Source organism: Spirosoma daeguense (assembly GCF_054776875.1).
This window is the reverse complement of the sequence record NZ_BAAHBF010000006.1, coordinates 40,509-61,783: the sequence shown is the minus strand read 5'-3', so window position 1 is coordinate 61,783 and position 21,275 is coordinate 40,509. Positions and strand designations below refer to the sequence as shown.

The following is a 21,275-nucleotide window of genomic DNA, read 5'->3' as shown; positions in this document are numbered from 1 at the left end:
TACGTAGTGTTCGGGTTTTCGTTTTCGGCGAATTTTTCAGGTCTTCTAAAACGGTATCTCATCCTTTCTCGCAGAAAGGAAAAATCAGGGAGCATACTTTATCGCGCAGCTTAAATTATCAACTATTTAAACAATTTTATAAATAAAACAAACCATTAAAATTCGCCTGATTACCGGAATCTTCTTTGGGCGATATAGATAAAGGCGCGTGCATTTCCGTAATTTTGAATCTTTACCAGAATCATCAACCAATCATTTTCATGCAGAAACATTTCCTGAATGGGTTGTTTGCACTGGCGCTTACCTATACGGCTCAGGCGCAGACAACTTTTCCGCAGAATGGAGTTCATGACGAACGACCCGGTCTGTACGCGTTCACCAATGCAACCATTGTTGTTGACCCACAGACAACGCTGCAAAAAGCAACTCTGCTGATTCGTGACGGCAAAATCGAAGCGGTAGGAACAGCTGTAAGTGTTCCCGCCGGAGCGGTCGTCACTGATCTGACCGGGAAACGAATTTACCCGGCTCTTATTGATATGGATTCCGATTACGGAATGCCCGACGTAACACGCAGTCCGGGTGGACGTGGCGGTGTTCCACAATATGAATCGAATAAGAAAGGACCATATTACTGGAATCAGGCTATTCAGCCCGAAAACGACGCCAGCCTGATTTTCAAAGCGAATTCGGCAAAGGCCGACGAGCTACGAAAAATGGGTTTTGGGGTTGTGCTGACGCATCCGCACGATGGTATTGCACGAGGAACAGGCGCTATCGTTACGTTGGCCGATGATCGCGAGAATATGCTCATGATCAAGCCAAACGCAACGGCACATTATTCGTTTAGCAAAGGCAGTTCGACACAACAATATCCAAACTCGATGATGGGCGTAGTGGCCCTGCTTCGGCAAGCATTTTACGATGCTGACTGGTATAAACGGGCTGGCAATAAAGAACAGTCGAACTTATCGCTCGATGCCTTTGGGCGAATTCAGACGTTACCCACCATTTTTGAAGCAACCGATAAGTTAGGCATTTTGCGGGCTGATAAAATTGGTGATGAGTTTGGTGTTCAATACGTTATCCGAACTTCGGGCGATGAATACCAACGTATTGAAGAGGTGAAAGCGACAAAAGCTGCCTTGATTGTTCCACTCAATTACCCACAACCATACGACGTAGAAGACCCATGGGATGCTGATAACGTATCATTAGCGGAGTTGAAGCACTGGGAAATGGCGCCGATGAACGCGGGTCGGTTGGCAAATGCCAACGTAGTGTTTGCACTCACCACGGCCAGCCTGAAAAACAAAGCCGATTTTTGGGCAAATCTGCGTAAAGCCATCGAAAATGGTTTGTCGGAACAAAAAGCACTGGAAGCATTGACTACGGTACCGGCTCGGCTGATGAAGGTTGAAGATCAGATTGGTACGTTGCAAAAAGGTCGGCTGGCAAACTTTCTGATTACGTCGGGTAATTTATTCAGTGCTGATAATGTGATTCACGAAAACTGGATGCGCGGAAAGCAACATATTATCAGCAATAAAAATATCGCTGATCTGCGCGGTACCTGGAATCTGACCATCGGGCAGCAATCGAATCTGAAGCTAAACATTACGGGTAAAACCCCTGAGAAACCAGAGTATCAGATTCTGGTCGATACAGTAAAAGTGACGCCCAAAGTAGCCGTTTCGGGCGATGTGGTTTCTATTCAGGTTCAATTGAACAAACGGACTCCCGGAACAACCCGACTGACTGGTTATCGTACCGGAACGACCATTAAAGGCGATGGTGAATCGCCTGATGGGAAAGTCATTACCTGGACAGCCGTTCGGACGGGTGATGCGCCACAATCAACATCGGCAGTTTCGACAACCGCAGGAAGTTCAACGTCAACAGTTGCTACGTCGGGCACAGCAACCCGGCCCGGTAGTGCTACGTCGGCAACGGTGATTTATCCGTTTGTCGGGATGGGTAATGCACAGCTGCCAAAAGCAGAAACGATCCTGATTCGGAACGCTACGGTCTGGACTAATGAAAAAGATGGAATTCTGACCAACGCCGATGTTTTTGTTACGGGGGGGAAGATTTCGAAAGTTGGTAAAAACCTGCCAGCACCTGCCGATGTAAAAGTGATCGATGGAACGGGTAAACACCTGACCAACGGCATCATCGACGAACATTCACATATTGCCCTATTGTCGATTAACGAAGGCGGTCAATCAAGTTCAGCAGAGGTTCGCATGGCCGATGTGATTAACCCCGACGATATTAATATTTATCGTCAATTGGCGGGCGGAGTTACTACGTCGCAGTTGTTGCACGGTTCTGCCAATTCAATAGGTGGTCAGTCGGCTATCGTTAAATTGAAATGGGGTGAATCGGCAGACGGTATGCTGATCAAAGGTGCTGATGGATTTATCAAGTTTGCGCTGGGCGAGAACGTAAAACAGGCTAACTACCCAAATCCGAACGTATTGACGCGGTTCCCACAATCGCGGATGGGCGTTGAGCAGGTTTATATGGATCACTTCACTCGTGCCAAAGAATACCTGCGTATGTGGCAGAATTACAATACGTTGAACGTGAAAGCGAAAGGATTAGCACAGGCTCCCCGACGTGATATTGAACTGGATGCACTAGGCGAAATTCTGGAAAGTAAGCGATTTATTACGTGTCACTCTTACGTACAGTCGGAGATCAATATGCTTCTTAAAGTGGCTGATTCACTGGGTTTTAAGGTTAATACGTTTACACATATTCTGGAAGGTTACAAGCTGGCCGATAAAATGGCGAAACATGGTGCTGGTGGCTCGTCGTTTGCTGACTGGTGGGCGTACAAGATGGAAGTACATGATGCCATTCCGTACAATGCTGCGCTTATGCACAAACAGGGTGTAACGGTTTCGATTAACTCCGATGATGCTGAAATGGCGCGCCGATTGAATCAGGAAGCGGCTAAAACGGTAGAATATGGCGGTGTTTCGGAAGAAGACGCCTGGAAAATGGTTACGCTGAATCCGGCAAAATTACTGCACCTTGACAGCCGTATGGGAAGCATTAAAGTTGGAAAAGATGCTGATCTGGTACTGTGGAATGCGCATCCGCTATCAATTTACGCCCGCCCCGATATTACTATAATTGAGGGAGCTATTTACTTCAGTTTGAAAGACGAAGATGCCAAGCGCGATGCCGTACACGCCGAAAAAGCCCGGATCGTACAGAAAATGCTATCGGCCAAAGCAAGCGGTACACCCACCGTAAGGCCAACGTTCCGACGTGCGCGGATGTGGCATTGTGAAGATGTTGAAGGTCTAATTGCTGAAGGGGAGGAAGAAAAATAAGGAGAAGAAAACATGAAAAAGATATTCATATTATTGGCGTCGCTGGCGGTATTTCCGACATTAGCGCAAAATCCTGCTCCAGCAAAACCGCAAACCAAAACCATCGCATTGATGGGTGCTACGGTTCACATCGGCAATGGACAGGTAATTCCGAATGGCATTGTACTGTTTACCAACGGTGTGATTACCAACGTAGTGGATGGCACGATTGTGAAGCTAAACCTGACCGATGTAGAAACCATCGACGTATCAGGAAAGCATGTTTATCCGGGTATCATTTCTCCGGCTTCGACGGTTGGTCTTCAGGAAATTGGTTCGGTTCGGGCCACGGTCGACAAACAGGAAACAGGTATTCTGAATCCCAATGTTCGCTCGCTGATTGCCTATAACACCGATTCAGAAATTATTCCGACGATACGTAACAACGGCGTTTTACTGACGCAGGCTATGCCGCAGGGTGGCGTTGTATCGGGAAGCTCCAGTGTGATGATGGCCGATGGCTGGAACTGGGAGGATGCTGTGTTGAAAAAAGATGATGGTATCTGGCTGAACTGGCCTACGTATCTGGCGCGTGAGTTCAATTTCGAGGATTTTACGTCGGTAGTTCGGAAAAACGAGCGACGGGCGCAGGCTATCGAAGCGTTACGTACTACGTTCATGGATGCAAAAGGATATTCAGCTTTAGTGAATCCGATGCCGATGAACCTGAAACTTGAGTCGATGCGTGGACTTTTTACGGGTAAACAAAACCTGTATATCCGGGCCGATTACGGAAAAGACATCATCGAAGCTGTTACGTTCGCCAAGTCTTTGGGTATTCCGAACGTAGTGATTGTGGGTGGAGAAGAAGCGAATCGGGTGGTTGGATTTTTGAAAGAAAACAACGTGCCGGTTATTCTGAGCGCGTTGCACCGACTGCCAAATCGCGAAGATGAAGATGTTGATTTACCGTATCGTATGCCCGGTATTCTGCACAATGCCGGTGTTTTGGTAGGTCTAAGCTACGCAGACGAGTGGTGGCGGACGCGGAATCTGCCATTTTTAGCTGGTACTGCTGCTGGCTTTGGCATATCGGATAAAGAAGAAGCGTTGAAACTCGTTACGTCGAATAACGCTAAGATTCTTGGTATCGATAAACTTGTCGGTACGCTCGAAAAAGGTAAGCAAGCAACATTGTTTGTGTCGGAGGGTGATGCACTGGATATGCGTACAAATGTGATCGAACACGTTTTTGTGCAGGGCCGTAAGGTGAACCTTGATGACCGCCACAAGCGATTGTACAAAATGTATAAAGATAAGTACGAACAGAAATAATTCGTTTTGTTCTCTAAACGGGGTCTGACTGGCATTATTTTGTGCTGGTCAGACCCCGTTTAACGTCCTAGCCAGTCTTTGAAATCAGACATGCGACTCACGCTGACAAATAGCTCATGTCGGGATGCGGGTTGTAGATCAACTTTAAGCTTGCCTGCTGAGTATGCCTGAATGGTTTGTATGGCCGAGCGGGCGACTAAAAACTGCCGATTGACCCGAAAAAACTGCGCTGGATTTAATAAACCAGCTAATTGGTCGAGGCTATATTCGAGAGGGAGGAACTGGCCTTCCCGCGTCATCAGGAATGTCGCTTTTTCTTCGGAATAGAAATAAGCAATGTCAGCGGTTTCGATACTACGTATTTTTGTGCCGATACTAATCATAAATCGCTCTTTAAAAGGCGATTCCCGAAATTGTTGCACCACTTGCAGGAGTTGCGTAATATCGGGGCTGTTGGCTACGCTACGTAGTGTTTTTAACTTGGTCAGTGCATTCACCAGTTCATCCTCATCAACAGGTTTCAGCAGGTAATCGATGCTGTTGACCTTGAATGCCTTTATCATGTATTCATCATAGGCCGTTGTGAAAATGATTGGCGTTGTCAGATGAATCTGTTCGAAAATAGTAAAAGCCAATCCATCTTCCAGATGAATATCCATCAAGATCAGATCGGGCGAAGGATGTTGCGATAACCAAGCAATAGATTCCCGAACAGACGGAAGCTGAGCCAGAATATGAATACTGGAATCATATCGTTTAAGCATTCGTTCGAGCTGTCGGGCCGAACGGGCTTCATCTTCGATAATTAGTACGTTCATAGTTTTTAAAGAGCAATTTTAAAGAGCGAAAGTGCGAATGAGTGAAAGAGCGAATAGTTAACATAAGCTTTTTCGCTCTTTCACTCATTCGTACTTTCACTCTTTAAGTAGTGGTATCTTAACGATAAATGAACCGGCTTCCTGACCGAATTGAACCTTGCGGTCTGTCAGCATCGTATAACGATTCGTAATATTTTGTAAGCCAATACCTGTCGATGGTTCGGGCTGATCTCGCGGCTGAATTGGATTTTCGACCATCAGCCAGTCGTTCTGGACGTATATACGTACCTGAAGCTGCTCCTGAAGCGACATTCGATTGTGCTTCACGGCGTTTTCAACGAGCAATTGAAGTGTAAGCGGAGCAATTCGGGTCTGTAGCTGGTTTTCCTGAGACACATCTATGTGAACCTCAAATTTATTTTCGAAGCGAATCTGGAGTAGAAACGTATACGCTTTTATGAAATCCAGCTCCGTTTTCAGTAAAACCAACTCCTGATTTCTCTGCTCCAGAATATAGCGATATGCTTTTGACAATCGCTTGATAAACTGCTCGGATAACTCAACATCTTCATGAATCAACGATGTTAAAATACTCAGGCTGTTGAACAGAAAATGCGGACTAAGCTGATGCTTCAGGGCTTCGAACTGGCTGAGAATGGCTTCTTTTTCTAATCGCTCGGTTTTGAGTTGTGCATCGTTGAGTTGCTGAAAAGCCCGTAGGTTAATTGTAAGGTAAAAAGCGGAAAGCATCACAACGACCGAAAGAACACTATTTGCCCGCTGAAGGTAAGCCATCACTTCCGGCCTGAACGGCAAATCTTTTGATTTATACGTTACCGAATGATCATAGTGTTGTACGATAAATGCGATTGAGCTTAAAATCAGTCGCAGTGATTGGGTAAATAAAATGGAGATAGCCAGCGAAATGAGAAAGGTAAGAATAAATGATCTTGCGCTGAATGTCATCAGCACATCCTTCCCAAACAGACGTAGCAGTTGCCGCTGACTCCAATCGGTAGCCGTAATGCCGAGGAAATAGAGGACCAGGTTTATTAGCAGGAAAAGGCCGATAAAAGGAGTTGCTTGAGTAATGGCAGTCCAGTTGCGGGCCGAATCCGGTAGGTTAACGTAAAGCAGCAAAGGTGAAAAAAGCCCTAATAAATACAGGGCCATCTGCCATTTCTGCTTAGAGGTAAGTCTGTCTTGCATGGTTTGTATTGACTTACAAAAAGGTATTCGATAGCCTGACTACTAGAAGGGGAGGACGTACGATTTCTCCTGATTCTAATGCCGATAAACACAGAAACCGGAGGCTACCCGGTCTCTGCGATCAACTAATCAGAATTGAGCTTGATAATCAAGATTCCTGCACAATAAAACTTTGATTTGGGGCAGACTGTACAACAAACGTTTTTGTAATAGTTTGACTATCAGTTTTGACCTGAAGTTGATACGTACCGATACCCAGATTCGAAAAATCGAATGCTTGGCGTAATCCTTTCTGAAGCGATACGTTGGCGCTGTAAATAGCGTGGCCGTTGGCATCCCGGATAGCAATTTGCCCTTTGGTCTGAACTGGCTGAACGTAAAGCTTTAGTTTATGGTCTGTTGTCATAACAACATGTGCATCCGAATCAGCAGGTTGATGAGTTGTTTGGTGAGCGAAAGATGCGGTGCCGATTGTTAGGCCGAGCAGGAGGGTGAGCAATTTTTTCATGGCTTTTCTTAAAAATTAGTTTGTTTATCTCGTTTGGTGAGACAAAGTTGCAATGGTGATGGAAAGCCAGAAAATCAAAAGCGATGAGCGTTGGAATATCTCCGATGACTGTGGGTTTTTGCGGGATGACGTACTTGAGAAGCGACGTAGTAGCCAATAAAAAAATCCCGAAAGCTTCAGCCTTCGGGATTTTCAAGAAGAGGTTAAATACTCAATGCACTCGTAATTTCTGACCGGGCCGCAAGCGAGAGCCTGAAATATGATTCTTGCGCTTAAGTGTCGATACCGACATGCCATAACGGTCAGCAATGGAGCTAAGCGTTTCGCCCGAACGTACCCGATGTAAGACTGTCCGCTTTAAACGGGGCCGTGAACCACCGTCGGATGAAGGACGACCACCTCGTAAATAATCCCAAACAGAACTGGTGAGCAGAAAGTGATCGGAGTTTACAGTGTTTTCGGGGAATGAGTAAATATTCAGCGGACTGAAGGGGTTTCCTTCATAGCGCGTCTCAAAGTGAAGATGTGAGCCGAAGCTACGCCCGGTACTGCCTCCTAAACCAACCTGGTCACCCGCTTTAACAAGCTGCCCTGTTTCAACGGTTTGCTTCGACATATGCCCATATAGCGTTTCAAGACCGTTATAATGACGGACGAGTACGTAACGTCCCCAGCCGTTCCCGTCCCAGCCAACCACCCGAACAATACCGTCGAAAGCTGTATAAACAGGCGTACCGGTTTCAAGATCCAAGTCGACTCCAGCATGCCAGCGACCCCAGCGATAACCAAAATTGGAAGTCATTTTGCCCTCATCCAGCGGAGAAGACCAGTATCGGTTTGCTGGTGGGTCATATAGCTTGATATCGATAGCTTCGTCGAATTCAAGCGGGTTAATATTGTAAGGGTCAACGGTTCGAGAATCCCATACAGCATAGTAATCAGCGATTTTTACCCATTCGGTACCAACAAGAACGGAATCGATAACTTCGACAACGCTGGTTTCCCCTTGGTCTATCTGGCTGGTATCTTCACTAACAACCGGATTTAATTCTTTTTTCGGCTCAAACTGACTGTTAAAGCGCAGTTGTGGAGTTTCTTGTTCGAACTGGTCGTCCGCTTTTTGCGGCTGTTCGACGACCGTATTGTTCGGTTTTTCCTGATTTTTGGGTGTAATGCGCAGGTTGTTTTTAAATCGCCCGCGCTCCTGCGCCTGCGCTGGTAAAGCCAGATACAGGCAACACCCAATGGCCAGCAGCCATTGTGTAGCGGTTTTTCTCATCAGATATATAGACGAGTTTCAGGTTTACGATTTCCGAATGGCTTATGCAAAACAGAAAATCGTAAACCTGAAACCTGAAAAAGATTGTCTCTTAAATTTCTTCGGCCTCCATTTCAAGGGTGACCAGATAACGTTCGGCATCAAGCGCAGCCATACACCCTGTACCGGCGGCTGTAATTGCCTGACGATAAATGTTATCCTGCGCGTCGCCACAAGCAAAAACGCCCGGTATGTTTGTTCTAGTACTACCTTTCTCAACAATGATGTAGCCATTATCGTCGAGGTCGAGGTAGTCTTTGAAAATAGCCGTGTTCGGCGTATGTCCGATGGCTACAAAAAATCCGGTTACGTCCAGAATCCGGTCTTCGCCCGTTTGTGTGTCTTTCAGACGAACACCCGTTACCGCATCGTCGCCCAGAACTTCTTCTGTAACCGCATTGTAAATAATTTCAATATTATGCGCCGATTTCACACGTTTCTGCATAAACTGAGAAGCCCGCATTTCATCGCGACGTACCACCATATATACTTTCCGGCAAAGGTTGGCCAGATAGCTGGCTTCTTCGGCGGCTGTATCGCCCGCACCGACAATTGCTACGTCCTGACCCCGGAAAAAGAATCCGTCGCAAACAGCACAAGCCGATACGCCCAGACCATTCAACCGCATTTCGGAAGGTAAGCCAAGCCATTTGGCCGATGCGCCTGTCGAAATGATAATAGAATCAGCGGTGATTTCGTGTTTATCGTCGATAATAGCCCGATGTGGATTATCGTGACTAGGCTGATCTACGAACGTTACGTTCGTAATCATACCGTAGCGAATGTCCGTACCGAAACGCCGTGCCTGAGTTTCCAGATCCTGCATCATTTGCGGACCCTGAACGCCATTGGGGTAACCGGGGAAATTATCAACTTCATTGGTGATGGTCAACTGACCACCTGGCTGACCGCCCTGATACAGAACGGGATTCATATTAGCGCGTGATGCGTAAATGGCCGCTGTGTAACCGGCTGGGCCAGAGCCTATAATTAAGCACTTAACGTGTTCGGATGTCATTGCAGGTAAACGAGGGCAAAATGAAAAATACCCCCTGTCCATTTTTTCCTGGATGAGGGTATTCTGACAACATACACAAAATTGAAAAAAATCCCGCAGGAAAGCAAAAAAGTAGGCTTTGGGTAGGGGGCAGTGATGGTATGGGTTGCTGGGATAGCCCGGGGGGAGAACTTAATAGCATCCGGGCTATCCCAGCAAATCCCAGCCATCCCCACGCGAAGCATTTACAAAACCCGCCATTCAATACGTCGATTCATACGCCGATTTTCGTCGGTTGTATTGGGTACTACCGACTTAGTTTCGCCGTATCCAACCGCTTTAATACGTGTTGACGTTATTCCCGCTTTTGAGAGATAGGCGGCCACTGATTGAGCGCGTTTCTGCGAAAGCGTCAGATTAGCTGCGGCATCACCTTTATCATCTGTATGGCCCGAAATTTCTACGTTCAGGGTCGGGTTAGCTTGCAAAAAGGCCGACAGTCGATCAAGTTCGGTACGTGATTTATCGGCTAAGTCGTAACGGCCTGACTCAAAAAACAGATTGTTGAGCGTTTCGTTAGCCGATGAACCAGCCGCTACCGGCTCCAGCGGCACGCTTAGTGCCAGACCGTCGCCCTTGGTTTTCTGCGTAAAATCGAATGACAGGCTTTTGAAAAGGTAACCCGGCACGCTTACGTAAAGCGCATATTCGCCACCGCTGGGAAGTACGGCTGTGTATTGACCTGTCTGCGCATCGGCTTGTACACGCGAAACGACCTGATTTGTTTTCAAATCAACCAGTTCAACAAAGGCTGGTAATGGCTTTTTTGATTTCGCATCGGCAACTACGCCTTTCAGATAACTGACTGGTTTGACCCGATCACGTAGCGACTCGGGTAAATCAAATGCATAGAGTCGGGATTTTTGCGAAACCCCATCTTTTTGCTCTTCGAACGAATAATAGGCGCGGGTTCCGTTGGCAGCAACAAAAAGTGATGCCTGATCTTCTGACGTATTGATTGGGTAACCAAGATTAGTTGGGGCTGACCAGCCCGACGTGTTACGGTCGGCTACAAACAGATCATAACCGCCTAGACCAACATGACCATCGGACGCAAAAAACAAACTTTGCCCGTTTGCGTGAATGAAGGGTGATGCTTCATTAAAGGGCGTATTGACCGGTGCCCCCAGATTAACAGGCTCGGCCCACGTATCGTCGCTATTGAGATCACTTTGCCAGAGATCACGCTGCCCTTTTCCGCCCGGCCGATCCGATACAAAATACAATCGCCGACCGTCGGCCGATAAAGCTGGCTGCGATTCGTAATAACGTGTATTGATTGTAGACCCTAAATTTTCAGGTGTAGACCAGTCATTTCCGGTTTTATGACTCACGTATAAATCACAGCTACCAAATCCTTTACGTCCCTGACAAGCCGTGAAAACCAGCGTACGCCCATCGGCCGATAAGCTGGCTGTACCTTCGTTTTCAGGCGTATTAATGTCGGGTGATAAAGATACTGGTGGAGACCAGACTTCGCCATTGAACGTAGCAACCATCAGATCTTCATCGCCTTCAGGTTTTAGTGCCGTAAAAACAAGCGTTTGCTCATCGGCTGTTAGTACCGGAAAATATTGCGAAGGAGTGGTTTGCAGAACCGACGAAATAGGTTTGGGTTCAACAGCCTGTGGATGCTGTATGGCTTCCAGCCCGAAGCGAGCAATAGAAATCTGACGAGCTATTCGTTTGGCCTGTGCCGACTGTGGAGCAAATAATGCCTGATATTTTTCGAGATAGGGGAGAGCTTCGCTATACTTACCCAGACGTAGCAGAATACTACTTAGCGAATGATAAGCTGCACCAGAAGCCGGGCTATCTGGCTGCAACTGAATCGCATCTCGGTATGCAGCTACTGCAGGTTCGAATCGTTTCGTGAATTCGTAAAGTTGACCCAACTTGAGATGGGCATCTGCGAAGTTTGGGTCTTGTTTAACCGCCTGTTCCATAAACGGAATGGCTTCGCCAGCTTTACGATCCCCAAACAATTTGATGGATTGCGCATACAATTCCCTTGCTTTCTTATCCTGCGCCCGAAGCACGTAGCAGGGGGCAAAGAATAGGGTGAAAAGCAGGAAAACTCGAAAAGAAAAGGCTCTCGGTGATCGGCAGGCTACCCGCGCAATCCATGCGCAAAGCTCCCTGCTCCGTGCTCCCTGACTCAGGGAATGTCCATATACTTGTGAGTCTGCAACGAAATTTGCCATTGCGGATTATTTTTTACGTAATCAACGATGCGAGGTAGCATTTCATTGGAACGACTCCACTCAGTTTGTAAAAAGAGTTTGCAGTCGGGACGTAAAAAGGGCACAAATGACTCTGCAAAGGCAAAATCAGACGTATTATAAATGATAACTTTTAATTCATCAGCCAGCTTAAAAATGTCCGGATTCGGCTTTTTGAACTTCTTCGGCGAAAAACAGATCCAGTCCCACGAGCCAGTAACCGCCTGACAAACGCCCGACGTTTCTATATTTGTTTGAAAACCGGCTGCCTGTAATTTTTCGGTCAATTGATCTAAATTGTGCATCAATGGCTCTCCACCCGTAATAACAGCCATGCGACCTGGATACTGTAAGGCCTCATCGACAATGGCATCGAGCGTAAGTTGTGGATGAAGCGTTGCATCCCAGGATTCTTTTACGTCGCACCAATGACAACCCACATCGCAGCCGCCTAGTCGGATAAAATAAGCAGCCCGACCCGTGTGAGCCCCTTCGCCCTGTAGGGTATAGAAAGCTTCCATCACAGGAAGCGTTGCTGTTGATTCAGGCTGCGTTATAATTGAATGTTGTTTCTGTTCCAGCACCATATTGCAAAGATACACACTTGCTGTGCAGAAAGGTTTCAAAAAAAACTTTCCGATTCAGGTTTATAGCTGTACATTCGCGCCATGATTTCCCAGCGGGCCACGCATTCTCCCTTCCGACATCGACGCCATCATCGCGCCTGATACGCTCATGCGTCGGTAATTGCCCGTTTTTCCTATTTTTGCCCCCAAATCGATCAGACCAAGGTCTGGCTATCTGTTGAAGGCTGATTTTTCCTATAAATTAATACGTTACGTGGTGTATGTCTTTTGGGCATACAGCAAATCCTACATCTGTTAATGTCCTCTCTGTTACGCATTGCCCTGCAAAAATCCGGTCGCTTAAGCGAAGATTCCTATCAGCTTTTTAAAGAATGCGGCATCCGCTTCGACTATGGAACTGGTAAACTAAAATCGGTTTCATCGAACTTCCCTGCTGAGTTCCTCTTTCTACGTGACGACGATATTCCTGGTTATGTTGAAGATGGTGTCGCTGATTTAGGTATCGTTGGCGAGAACGTAGCGGTCGAAATGGGTCGTCAAATACAAACGATTCATAAGCTTGGCTTCTCGAAATGCCGGTTGTCAATTGCCATTCCACGGGGTGTCGACTGGACTGGAATTCAGGATCTAGAAGGGAAAAATATTGCTACGTCGTATCCGAATCTGCTGGGTAATTATCTGGCTGGCGAAGGCGTTCGGGCGCACATTCATGAAATTAGCGGTTCTGTCGAAATTGCGCCGAGCATCGGTCTGGCCGAAGCCGTTTGCGATATTGTGAGTTCGGGTAGTACGTTACTGAGCAATGGCCTGAAGGAAGTTGAAACTATTTTCCGTTCCGAGGCCATTCTGATTGCTCGTAACGAACTGGATGCTGAGAAGCAGGCATTGGTCGATAAGCTATTATTCCGAATTAAATCGGTACAGGCGGCTAAGAACAACAAATACATTGTGCTGAATGCACCAAACCACTCCCTCGATCTGATTACATCCCTATTGCCCGGAATGAAAAGTCCAACCGTAACTCCGCTGGCCACAGAAGGATGGAGTTCGGTTCATTCGGTGCTTAATGAAAATGAGTTCTGGGAAAATATCGAAGCGATTCGGGCTGCTGGCGCCGAAGGAATTCTGGTTATTCCGATTGAGAAAATGATTTATTAATTAGTATGTAGGAGCGAGGAGTGAGTAGTGAGAATAGCTGGTGCAAAAGATTACTGCCGGATAGATTCTCGCTCCTTACTCCTCACTCCTCGCTCCTGAAAGAATGAATATCATCCCGTTTCCACAACGTAGTGAATGGTCGGCTTTGCTGGCTCGGCCCGTGCAGGCAACTGAGCAGATTGAAGCGGCTGTGGCACCAATTCTGGCACAGGTAAAAGCCAATGGCGATGCCGCTCTGGTTGAATTAGCCAAAAAGTTCGATAAGCTGGACGTAGCGCCGAACGAACTGGAAATAGACGTAGCAGAGTTGGATGCGGCTGAAAAAGAGCTTAGCGACGTATTGAAACAGGCCATCCAACAAGCCTATCAGAACATTCGGCTATTTCACGAACGGCAGAAACAGCCTGTCGAGAAAATAGAAACGATGCCTGGTGTTACGTGTTGGCGTAAAAGCGTTGGTATCGAAAAAGTTGGGCTTTACATTCCGGGTGGAACGGCACCGTTGTTCAGTACGGTGTTGATGTTGGGCATCCCCGCACAACTGGCGGGTTGCCGGGAGATTGTTCTTTGCACGCCCAGTAACCATCCGGCCATTTACTTCGCAGCTAAACTGGTTGGTGTAACGAAGGTATTCCGTATTGGTGGAGCACAGGCTATTGCAGCAATGGCCTACGGAACTGAGTCGGTGCCACAGGTATATAAAATCTTTGGTCCGGGCAATCAATACGTAACGGCGGCCAAGATGCTGGTAGCGAAAGAAGGTATTGCTATAGACATGCCAGCCGGACCCAGTGAGGTTGCGGTTTATGCAGATGATTCGGCAGTGCCTTCCTTTGTGGCGGCTGATTTACTCTCACAAGCCGAACACGGTGCCGATAGTCAGGTGTTGTTGGTTTCGACCAGTAAAACGCTACTTAACAGTGTTAACCTAACGTTGACAACGCAACTGAGCCGCTTACCCCGACAGGCACTAGCTGCTCAATCGCTGAAAAATAGCAAGATGATTTTGCTTGATAATGAGGTTGATGTGATTGATTTACTAAATCAATACGCTGCCGAACATTTGATTTTAAGCGTCGAGAATGCTGAATCTGTTTCTGAACAGATCATAAACGCTGGTTCCATATTTTTGGGTAATTACACGCCCGAATCAGCAGGTGATTATGCATCAGGAACAAACCATACGTTGCCAACCAACGGATTTGCCCGAGCCTACAGTGGTGTATCGCTAGACAGTTTCGTGAAAAAAATAACCGTTCAGCATATTACACCTGAAGGTTTGCGGCAGGTCGGCCCTGTTGTAGAAGCAATGGCCGAAGCGGAATCGCTCGACGCCCATAAACGAGCTGTTAGCCTGCGTCTGGCCAGTCTGGAAGAAACGAATCCAGCTTGATTTCGTTATCTTGCTAAAAACAGTATTTTATGGAAAAGATACTCATAGAAGTTGATACGATACAGGATAAAGAGCTTCTGCTTGCCCTGCTTCCTCGATTGAATGCGCGGGTCGTTGACCAGCAAAATGTTACCGAAAAGAAAGCAGCCTTTATCAAAGCTTTGGAAAACATTGCCGCGCGGGGAGGGGTTGGTGAATCATTTGGTGATGCATCTGAGTGGCAGCGAGAAATACGTAGTTGGGACCGTGTACTGGATGGGAGAGAAGAATGATATTAGATAGTAATATTCTTATTTACTCCGTTGAGCCAGGGTACGATTCGCTGCGAAACTATTTAGCACGGAATGAAGACCTTCCTTTTATCTCTTTAATTACAAAGCTTGAAGTCTTAGGGTTTCATAGGATTCAGATTAGGCATAAGATGGAATTAGAGCGGTTTTTTACTAAGGCTTTTATTCTGCCTATTACCGACGACATCATCTCCGAAGCCATCCGCCTGCGCCAGCAACGCAAACGCTCACTGGCCGATTCCCTGATTGCCGCTACGGGTTTGCTCTATAACCAGCCGATTCTGACTAACAACGTAGCCGATTTTGCCGATATCGATAAGTTACAGGTTATTGCGTTAGCGGATATTCTACACGTATGAAACACCTCGGTGATCTACTGCTTCTGGGCGACGCTCGCCTGTACGAAATCTGCGAACCCGTTCTGGAAGACGAGTTGGCGATGGTGCCGGGCTGGGTTGCTGATTTGCACAACGTAATGGAAGAAATTCGGGCAAAATACCAGTTTGGACGTGGCATTGCAGCTCCACAATTAGGAATCATGAAACGCCTGATTTATCTGAACGTAACAAAACCGCAGGTGATTATTAACCCCGAACTCGTTTCGGTTAGCGATGAAACCGACGAACTCTGGGACGATTGTATGAGTTTCCCGAATCTGCTGGTACGTGTCCGACGACATTGTAAGCTGACCATAACGTATCGTGATGAGCATTGGCAATCACATATCTGGAACGTAACGGACTGGAATCTTGCCGAACTGATTCAGCACGAGTACGATCATTTAAATGGGGTCTTATGCACGATGCGGGCTATCGACGATCAATCGTTCCGGTGGCGGCCAACGCCGGTTTAATTTTAATCTATTTGCAAAATTTTATGTTTAACCTTCAGTCTATTCTTCGCTCGCACATTCTTTCAATAACGCCATACTCGTCTGCCCGCGACGAATACACAGGTTCAATCGGCGTGTTTTTAGACGCCAATGAAAATCCATTTGGCTCAGTGGTTTCGACGGAACGTATCGACGAGAACGATTTTAACCGTTATCCTGACCCGCATCAATGGGCTATTAAAGAACGATTGGCTCCGATTAAAGGCGTTCGGAAAACACAGATATTTCTGGGGAACGGCTCCGATGAGCCCATCGATTTGCTAGTTCGTGCTACGTGTGCGCCGGGCGGACAGGACAATATCTTGATCATGCCACCAACCTATGGCATGTATGAAGTATCGGCGGCCATCAACGACGTAGCAGTTCTGAAAGTGCCGCTAACGCCCGATTTTCAGGTCGATACCGATGCTGTACTGGCTGCAATTACAGAAAATACAAAAATCATCTGGCTCTGTTCGCCCAATAATCCATCGGGAAATCTGCTTCACCAAGATGCAATACGTACCATCATCGAATCCGCTACGCAGTCGTTGGTGGTTGTCGATGAAGCGTATATAGATTTTGCCGACAACCCATCCTGGACGAATGAACTTGATACGTATCCGAATCTGGTGGTGTTGCAAACGTTTTCAAAAGCATGGGGACTGGCCGCGCTACGTCTGGGAATGTGCTTTGCATCAGAAGAGTTGATTCAGGTGCTGAATAAAATCAAGCCACCCTATAACATATCGGCGCCTACGCAATTGCTGGCATTGAAGGCACTTGACAACGAAGCTGAAAAGAATAAAATGGTGTCGCAAATTTTGCAGCAACGGCAAGAATTGGTCGAAAAACTGCGTTCTTTGCCTTCTGTGCGGGCCATTCATCCGTCAGATGCGAACTTTTTACTGGTTCAGTTTGACAAGGCAAAAGACGTATTTGAACACTTGATTGAGCAACAAGTTATTGTTCGCGACCGTTCGAAGGTTATACTTTGCGACGATTGCTTACGGATTTCAATCGGTACGCCAACTGAGAATGAGCGGTTGCTGAACATGTTACAAACAATGAGCAGCGTACCGATAACGGGTAATTTACCACTGGCAACCGCTGAAGATGCGTCGAAACCGGAACCCGTGTCGAACGCCTAATTCCTGCCCAGACCAAGTGCAGTTTGTTACGTGTAGTGAAACCTGAAGTCTTAGAGAAAGACGAATAACAACTTTATGAAAAAAACGTGTATAACCACGCTTGTAGCAATCTGGGGATTGCTTCTGTTGCCGGGGCTGGCATTAGCGCAGTATAACAACTGGTCGGTTGGTTTTCGAATTGGCGAGCCATCAGGGGCAAATATTCGCAAGTATTTTGGCGGTAATCATGCGTTCGATTTAAATATTGGTACCTACGGTGGTATCTACGGTACCAATCGAAGCTATGGTTCCGGTGTCTATAAAAGCGTTGGCCTTTCGATTCAAGGCCATTACATCTGGCATACAGCACTGACAAAAAGCGAAAGTGTACGGGCTTATTATGGATTTGGGGGCCAGATTAATACACGCCGTTTCTATCCACCTCGGCTGAATGGTGAATACGAAAACGCGCTTTCACTTGGTGGTTCAGGAGTAGGCGGCATTGAAGTTTTTCCGGCTGGTAAACCGTATTCCTTTTTTCTGGAAGGCGGAGGGTATGTCGAGTTGCTTCAGGCGCCATTTTTCCTGAATCTGAATACAGGATTGGGATTGCGCTATAATTTTTAAAAGGCAAAGGGCAGCGGGTATGGGATAACCCGATCTGCTAAATGCCCACTGCCCTTTGCTTTCATGTTTAAAATCTACAGTTCTTCGGCGGGGTCGGGTAAAACGTATACACTCACGAAAGAGTACCTGAAACTGGCACTCCGACCGGGCAAAAACGACGACTATTTTCGGCATATTCTGGCGGTTACGTTTACCAACGCAGCCGCTAACGAAATGAAGAGCCGGATTCTGAAAAATTTGGCCGAGATTGCCGAAGGTAAGGAGTCGCCTTTAGTTGATGAACTTACGGGTGAATTATTCGGTGCTCAATCGGGAACAGATTCATTCGAAATTTTAAAAGAAGAATTACGCCGAAAAGCGGCTTCCGTATTCAAAATTATTCTACACCGCTACGCCGATTTCAGCGTAACAACAATTGATTCCTTCACGCAACGGGTGGTGATGGCGTTTACCGATGAACTCGGTTTGCCGTATTCCTTCGAAGTAGAACTCGAAACCGATGAAGTACTTGAACTTGCTATCGATAACCTGATCGAAAAAGCAGGAACGGACGAGATGGAGGAAATTACGACCATCCTGAGCGAGTATTATACACACGCAGCCGCTGAAGGAAAAAGCTGGAATCAACTCCCTGAGTTACTACGTGAATTTGGCCGGAATCTGACCTCTGATCAGTTCTACGAAGCTGTTAATGCTGCACAGGAACTATCGCCCAGCGCGTTACGTATGATTCGGACGCAACTGCTGGCGCATAACCAGCAGGTAGAAGCCGATATTGTTGCGCAGGGGCAACGTGCCTGGAAACGTATCACCGATGCCGGTTTAGACGAAGCCGATTTCACTTATGGTAATGCAGGTGTTGGCGGCTATTTGCGCGCTATTGCCGAAGGGAATTCTTCTAAAGACGCTGGTACGCGTGTGAGCAACGCGCTTACAAAAGGCGAGTGGTATGGTAAGAAAACACCTTTGCCGGTTCAGGGACTTATTGATGCGATGGCCGATGAACTAAGCGATTGTATCCAGCAGATTCAGGCTATTAAGGAAAAGCGCGGAAAACAAGTGATTTTGTTCGATTGCCTGTTACCGCATTTGCAGAAACTGGCGTTGTTGAAACAAATGCGGGTTGAATTCGATGATTTACTCCGGAAAGATGGGCGTGTTCATATTTCGGAGTTCAACAAGAAAATTCTGAACATTGTATCATCGGAACCAGTGCCGTTTCTGTATGAACGACTGGGTACGAAATACAACCACATCCTTATCGATGAATTTCAGGATACCTCGCGGTTGCAGTTTGCCAATTTACTACCACTCATCGAAAATGCGTTAGGAGCCGATCATTTCAATATGGCTGTGGGTGATGGCAAACAGGCCATCTACCGCTTTCGGGGGGGCGATATGGATCAGATTGTGTCTTTGCACCGTAAGGATTTTAACAGTCTGAAAGCAACACATAATCCGACATCCTGGACTGCCGACCGAATCGGCATGCTCGACGGCCATCTGGACCCCGACTTTCTCAAAGTAAACTGGCGTAGTGCTGAGCCAATTGTCCGTTTTAACAACAATTTCTTTGATTTTGCCGCCCGGAAATTTGAACAGCAACATCCTAAACTGGCCGACGTATTTGATGCTAAGCAGCAATTTCATCAAGATATAACAGACAAATCCAGTAAGAAAGGGCACGTGCAGATTGATTTTGTGTCGCACGATGAAGAAGCAGATAAAGATTTGACGGCCCGAATGCTCGAAACCACGCTGGTACACCTGCAGAAAGCGTTGGCTGACGGTTATAAATACGGCGACGTAGCGATTCTGTGCCGTAAAAAATCGCACGCCCGAATACTGGCCAATGAATTAAATACCCGTCAGATTCCGCTCGTATCAGCCGACTCCCTATCACTTGAGTTTTCGGAGCCGGTAAAATGGCTCATTACGCTCATGCGATTGCTGCAGCGTCCCGATCAACGGTTGCTACGTTATGAACTCCTCTATCTATTTCATCGGGTTGTTCGCGGTGTTTTTCCAGACGACGAACTGACGGAAACGCTACGTCAGATTGCTGAGAATAATGACATTGCCGTGATGTATGATTACCTGACGGCTGAAGGATATCCGCTCGACCCTTACGAACTCGGGCAACTGAATCCCTATGAACTAGCCGAGCGATTAACGGCTCAGTTTGGACTTTTTCGGCAGGCTGAGAACAACCCATTTCTATTCCGGTTTTTGGATGAAGTGCTGACGTTCAATCAGAAACGTAGCGGTCACCTGAGTGATTTCCTGCTTTATTGGGAAAGCGTTCAGGAGAAAATTTCGGTAGAGGGCAGTTCCCGAAATGCCGTTAGTATCCAGACCATTCACAAGTCGAAAGGGCTGGAGTTTCCGGTGGTTATTATTCCGTTTGCCAACTGGCGTGTCGAACCGATTAACGATAGCACCATCTGGCTTGATTTGGCCGAAATAGAAACCGACGCCCTAACGCACATCGTTGGGAATGGGCAGTCCACTCGGCTATTGTCGGCTCCATCGAACACAACCAGTAAATTACGTAGCACACCGGCCGTTGTAGCTGCGCAATACGAGGAAGAACTGACGCGAACGTTTATCGAGAACATGAACCTGCTCTACGTAGCGTTTACCCGCCCGTCGGATCGGTTGTATATCATTGCCAAATCGTCGGATTTTAGTAAAGCAAATAATCAGAAAGATGTAAGCTTTTGGCTGCACGCTTTTCTACGCGATAGCGATGTAGCTCGCCAGTGTGGTTGTACGTGGGAAGAAGGACGTAGCAGTTATGAAATCAGTTTGTGCGCCGATGTTGTTTCAATACCAAAACCAGATGATACGTCCGACGAAATAATTCTGGATGAGATCGTGAGTGGCCATCGCGGACAGGATTTGCAGCTACGTCGTCAGGCTGATCGAATGTTCGACGTTGCTACGTTTGAGCGAACTCGTGAACGAGACCGTAAATTGGGCGCTGCTTTAAGTTTAATTCGGGGGCCAGAATCGGTTGATAACAGCCTGCGAAGGCTGGTGAGCGAAGGACTTGTACGGCAGATGGAGTGCGCCGATTTAAAGCAGACGTTGCTAGCCATAGTTTCGCACCCATTGTTGACGTCGCTGTTTGATGCTACGTTACGTATCGACACAGACAGAACGATTCTGAGTCGTAAACGAATTCATGGTGCTCCGCATCGGGTAGTTTATTACCCTAATGGACAAATTGTGTTGGTTCAGTACGAATCTATACCTACTCCTGAAAATCCCGCAAATGACAGTGCGATAAATTCGTTACGGTATTTCATAGGCCTATACCGTGATATGGACTTTTCTGAAGTGGAAGGTCGACTGGTTTATTTAAGTAATGAACCTGAAGTGATTCGGGTGGTATGATTAATGCAGGAGGGGTAACGAATCATC

Annotated in this window: 18 protein-coding genes; 10 read left to right on the top strand and 8 right to left on the bottom strand. The window is 46.9% G+C overall.

Going from position 1 to position 21,275, the window contains the following annotated elements:
• The first annotated feature begins 260 nt into the window (after positions 1 to 260).
• Together ACYVD4_RS19635 and ACYVD4_RS19630 are read left to right on the top strand one after the other, a co-directional pair.
• Complete coding sequence (locus tag ACYVD4_RS19635) at positions 261 to 3,347, top strand: amidohydrolase family protein (RefSeq protein ID WP_460948662.1); 3,087 nt, start codon at positions 261 to 263, stop codon at positions 3,345 to 3,347.
• A 12-nt stretch (positions 3,348 to 3,359) separates the two neighbouring features.
• Positions 3,360 to 4,661, top strand: coding sequence for an amidohydrolase family protein (locus ACYVD4_RS19630; RefSeq protein WP_460948661.1), 1,302 nt, complete (start codon positions 3,360 to 3,362; stop codon positions 4,659 to 4,661).
• Positions 4,662 to 4,720: 59 nt separating this feature from the next.
• On the opposite strand, the gene ACYVD4_RS19625 is transcribed toward ACYVD4_RS19630, so the two are convergent.
• The 8 genes from ACYVD4_RS19625 to ACYVD4_RS19590 form a co-directional block, all read right to left on the bottom strand.
• A complete protein-coding gene (locus ACYVD4_RS19625; protein WP_460948660.1) occupies positions 4,721 to 5,479 on the bottom strand; it encodes a LytR/AlgR family response regulator transcription factor in 759 nt (252 codons plus the stop codon).
• A 96-nt stretch (positions 5,480 to 5,575) separates the two neighbouring features.
• A complete protein-coding gene (locus ACYVD4_RS19620; RefSeq protein ID WP_460948659.1) occupies positions 5,576 to 6,688 on the bottom strand; it encodes a sensor histidine kinase in 1,113 nt (370 codons plus the stop codon).
• Positions 6,689 to 6,836: 148 nt separating this feature from the next.
• Positions 6,837 to 7,196, bottom strand: a complete 360-nt coding sequence (locus ACYVD4_RS19615) for a T9SS type A sorting domain-containing protein (protein WP_460948658.1) — start codon at positions 7,194 to 7,196, stop codon at positions 6,837 to 6,839.
• A gap of 211 nt (positions 7,197 to 7,407) precedes the next feature.
• Positions 7,408 to 8,475, bottom strand: a complete 1,068-nt coding sequence (locus tag ACYVD4_RS19610) for a peptidoglycan DD-metalloendopeptidase family protein (RefSeq protein WP_460948657.1) — start codon at positions 8,473 to 8,475, stop codon at positions 7,408 to 7,410.
• 91 nt (positions 8,476 to 8,566) lie between these two features.
• Positions 8,567 to 9,532 (bottom strand): thioredoxin-disulfide reductase, encoded by a 966-nt coding sequence (trxB, locus tag ACYVD4_RS19605; protein ID WP_460948656.1) that lies wholly within the window; start codon positions 9,530 to 9,532, stop codon positions 8,567 to 8,569.
• A gap of 224 nt (positions 9,533 to 9,756) precedes the next feature.
• Positions 9,757 to 11,775, bottom strand: coding sequence for an OmpA family protein (locus ACYVD4_RS19600; protein WP_460948655.1), 2,019 nt, complete (start codon positions 11,773 to 11,775; stop codon positions 9,757 to 9,759).
• Positions 11,730 to 12,380: a 7-carboxy-7-deazaguanine synthase QueE gene (locus ACYVD4_RS19595; protein ID WP_460949303.1), complete on the bottom strand. Its 651-nt coding sequence runs from the start codon at positions 12,378 to 12,380 to the stop codon at positions 11,730 to 11,732. The genes ACYVD4_RS19600 and ACYVD4_RS19595 overlap by 46 nt, the downstream gene beginning before the upstream one ends.
• 60 nt (positions 12,381 to 12,440) lie before the next feature.
• The gene (locus ACYVD4_RS19590; RefSeq protein WP_460948654.1) at positions 12,441 to 12,569 is read right to left on the bottom strand and encodes a hypothetical protein; all 129 of its coding nucleotides are present in this window, start codon (positions 12,567 to 12,569) and stop codon (positions 12,441 to 12,443) included.
• A gap of 108 nt (positions 12,570 to 12,677) precedes the next feature.
• Here ACYVD4_RS19590 and hisG point away from each other — a divergent pair, with 108 nt between their 5' ends.
• From hisG to ACYVD4_RS19550, 8 genes are all read left to right on the top strand, one after another.
• On the top strand, positions 12,678 to 13,538 hold the full coding sequence (gene hisG / locus ACYVD4_RS19585) for an ATP phosphoribosyltransferase (RefSeq protein WP_460948653.1): 861 nt from the start codon (positions 12,678 to 12,680) through the stop codon (positions 13,536 to 13,538).
• A 103-nt stretch (positions 13,539 to 13,641) separates the two neighbouring features.
• Positions 13,642 to 14,931, top strand: a complete 1,290-nt coding sequence (gene hisD / locus ACYVD4_RS19580) for a histidinol dehydrogenase (RefSeq protein ID WP_460948652.1) — start codon at positions 13,642 to 13,644, stop codon at positions 14,929 to 14,931.
• A gap of 29 nt (positions 14,932 to 14,960) precedes the next feature.
• Positions 14,961 to 15,203, top strand: coding sequence for a hypothetical protein (locus ACYVD4_RS19575; RefSeq protein WP_460948651.1), 243 nt, complete (start codon positions 14,961 to 14,963; stop codon positions 15,201 to 15,203).
• Complete coding sequence (locus ACYVD4_RS19570) at positions 15,200 to 15,580, top strand: type II toxin-antitoxin system VapC family toxin (RefSeq protein WP_460948650.1); 381 nt, start codon at positions 15,200 to 15,202, stop codon at positions 15,578 to 15,580. The genes ACYVD4_RS19575 and ACYVD4_RS19570 overlap by 4 nt, the downstream gene beginning before the upstream one ends.
• Positions 15,577 to 16,074, top strand: a complete 498-nt coding sequence (locus ACYVD4_RS19565; protein WP_460948649.1) for a peptide deformylase — start codon at positions 15,577 to 15,579, stop codon at positions 16,072 to 16,074. The genes ACYVD4_RS19570 and ACYVD4_RS19565 overlap by 4 nt, the downstream gene beginning before the upstream one ends.
• Before the next feature lie 23 nt (positions 16,075 to 16,097).
• Positions 16,098 to 17,243 carry a histidinol-phosphate transaminase gene (hisC, locus tag ACYVD4_RS19560; RefSeq protein ID WP_460948648.1) on the top strand — a complete coding sequence of 382 codons (1,146 nt, stop codon included), beginning with the start codon at positions 16,098 to 16,100 and terminating at the stop codon, positions 17,241 to 17,243.
• A 75-nt stretch (positions 17,244 to 17,318) separates the two neighbouring features.
• Positions 17,319 to 17,849 (top strand): hypothetical protein, encoded by a 531-nt coding sequence (locus ACYVD4_RS19555; protein WP_460948647.1) that lies wholly within the window; start codon positions 17,319 to 17,321, stop codon positions 17,847 to 17,849.
• A gap of 63 nt (positions 17,850 to 17,912) precedes the next feature.
• Positions 17,913 to 21,248, top strand: a complete 3,336-nt coding sequence (locus ACYVD4_RS19550) for a UvrD-helicase domain-containing protein (RefSeq protein WP_460948646.1) — start codon at positions 17,913 to 17,915, stop codon at positions 21,246 to 21,248.
• The last annotated feature ends 27 nt before the right edge of the window (positions 21,249 to 21,275 follow it).

Bases quoted from the DNA above. Each gene is read 5' to 3' on its own strand.
- hisD (WP_460948652.1), top strand. From the start codon at position 13,642: ATGAATATCATCCCGTTTCCACAACGTAGTGAATGGTCGGCTTTGCTG.
- ACYVD4_RS19615 (WP_460948658.1), bottom strand. From the start codon at position 7,196: ATGAAAAAATTGCTCACCCTCCTGCTCGGCCTAACAATCGGCACCGCA.
- ACYVD4_RS19565 (WP_460948649.1), top strand. From the start codon at position 15,577: ATGAAACACCTCGGTGATCTACTGCTTCTGGGCGACGCTCGCCTGTAC.
- trxB (WP_460948656.1), bottom strand. From the start codon at position 9,532: ATGACATCCGAACACGTTAAGTGCTTAATTATAGGCTCTGGCCCAGCC.
- ACYVD4_RS19555 (WP_460948647.1), top strand. From the start codon at position 17,319: ATGAAAAAAACGTGTATAACCACGCTTGTAGCAATCTGGGGATTGCTT.
- hisG (WP_460948653.1), top strand. From the start codon at position 12,678: ATGTCCTCTCTGTTACGCATTGCCCTGCAAAAATCCGGTCGCTTAAGC.
- ACYVD4_RS19600 (WP_460948655.1), bottom strand. From the start codon at position 11,775: ATGGCAAATTTCGTTGCAGACTCACAAGTATATGGACATTCCCTGAGT.
- ACYVD4_RS19575 (WP_460948651.1), top strand. From the start codon at position 14,961: ATGGAAAAGATACTCATAGAAGTTGATACGATACAGGATAAAGAGCTT.
- hisC (WP_460948648.1), top strand. From the start codon at position 16,098: ATGTTTAACCTTCAGTCTATTCTTCGCTCGCACATTCTTTCAATAACG.
- ACYVD4_RS19610 (WP_460948657.1), bottom strand. From the start codon at position 8,475: ATGAGAAAAACCGCTACACAATGGCTGCTGGCCATTGGGTGTTGCCTG.
- ACYVD4_RS19570 (WP_460948650.1), top strand. From the start codon at position 15,200: ATGATATTAGATAGTAATATTCTTATTTACTCCGTTGAGCCAGGGTAC.
- ACYVD4_RS19625 (WP_460948660.1), bottom strand. From the start codon at position 5,479: ATGAACGTACTAATTATCGAAGATGAAGCCCGTTCGGCCCGACAGCTC.
- ACYVD4_RS19620 (WP_460948659.1), bottom strand. From the start codon at position 6,688: ATGCAAGACAGACTTACCTCTAAGCAGAAATGGCAGATGGCCCTGTAT.
- ACYVD4_RS19630 (WP_460948661.1), top strand. From the start codon at position 3,360: ATGAAAAAGATATTCATATTATTGGCGTCGCTGGCGGTATTTCCGACA.
- ACYVD4_RS19550 (WP_460948646.1), top strand. From the start codon at position 17,913: ATGTTTAAAATCTACAGTTCTTCGGCGGGGTCGGGTAAAACGTATACA.
- ACYVD4_RS19595 (WP_460949303.1), bottom strand. From the start codon at position 12,380: ATGGTGCTGGAACAGAAACAACATTCAATTATAACGCAGCCTGAATCA.
- ACYVD4_RS19635 (WP_460948662.1), top strand. From the start codon at position 261: ATGCAGAAACATTTCCTGAATGGGTTGTTTGCACTGGCGCTTACCTAT.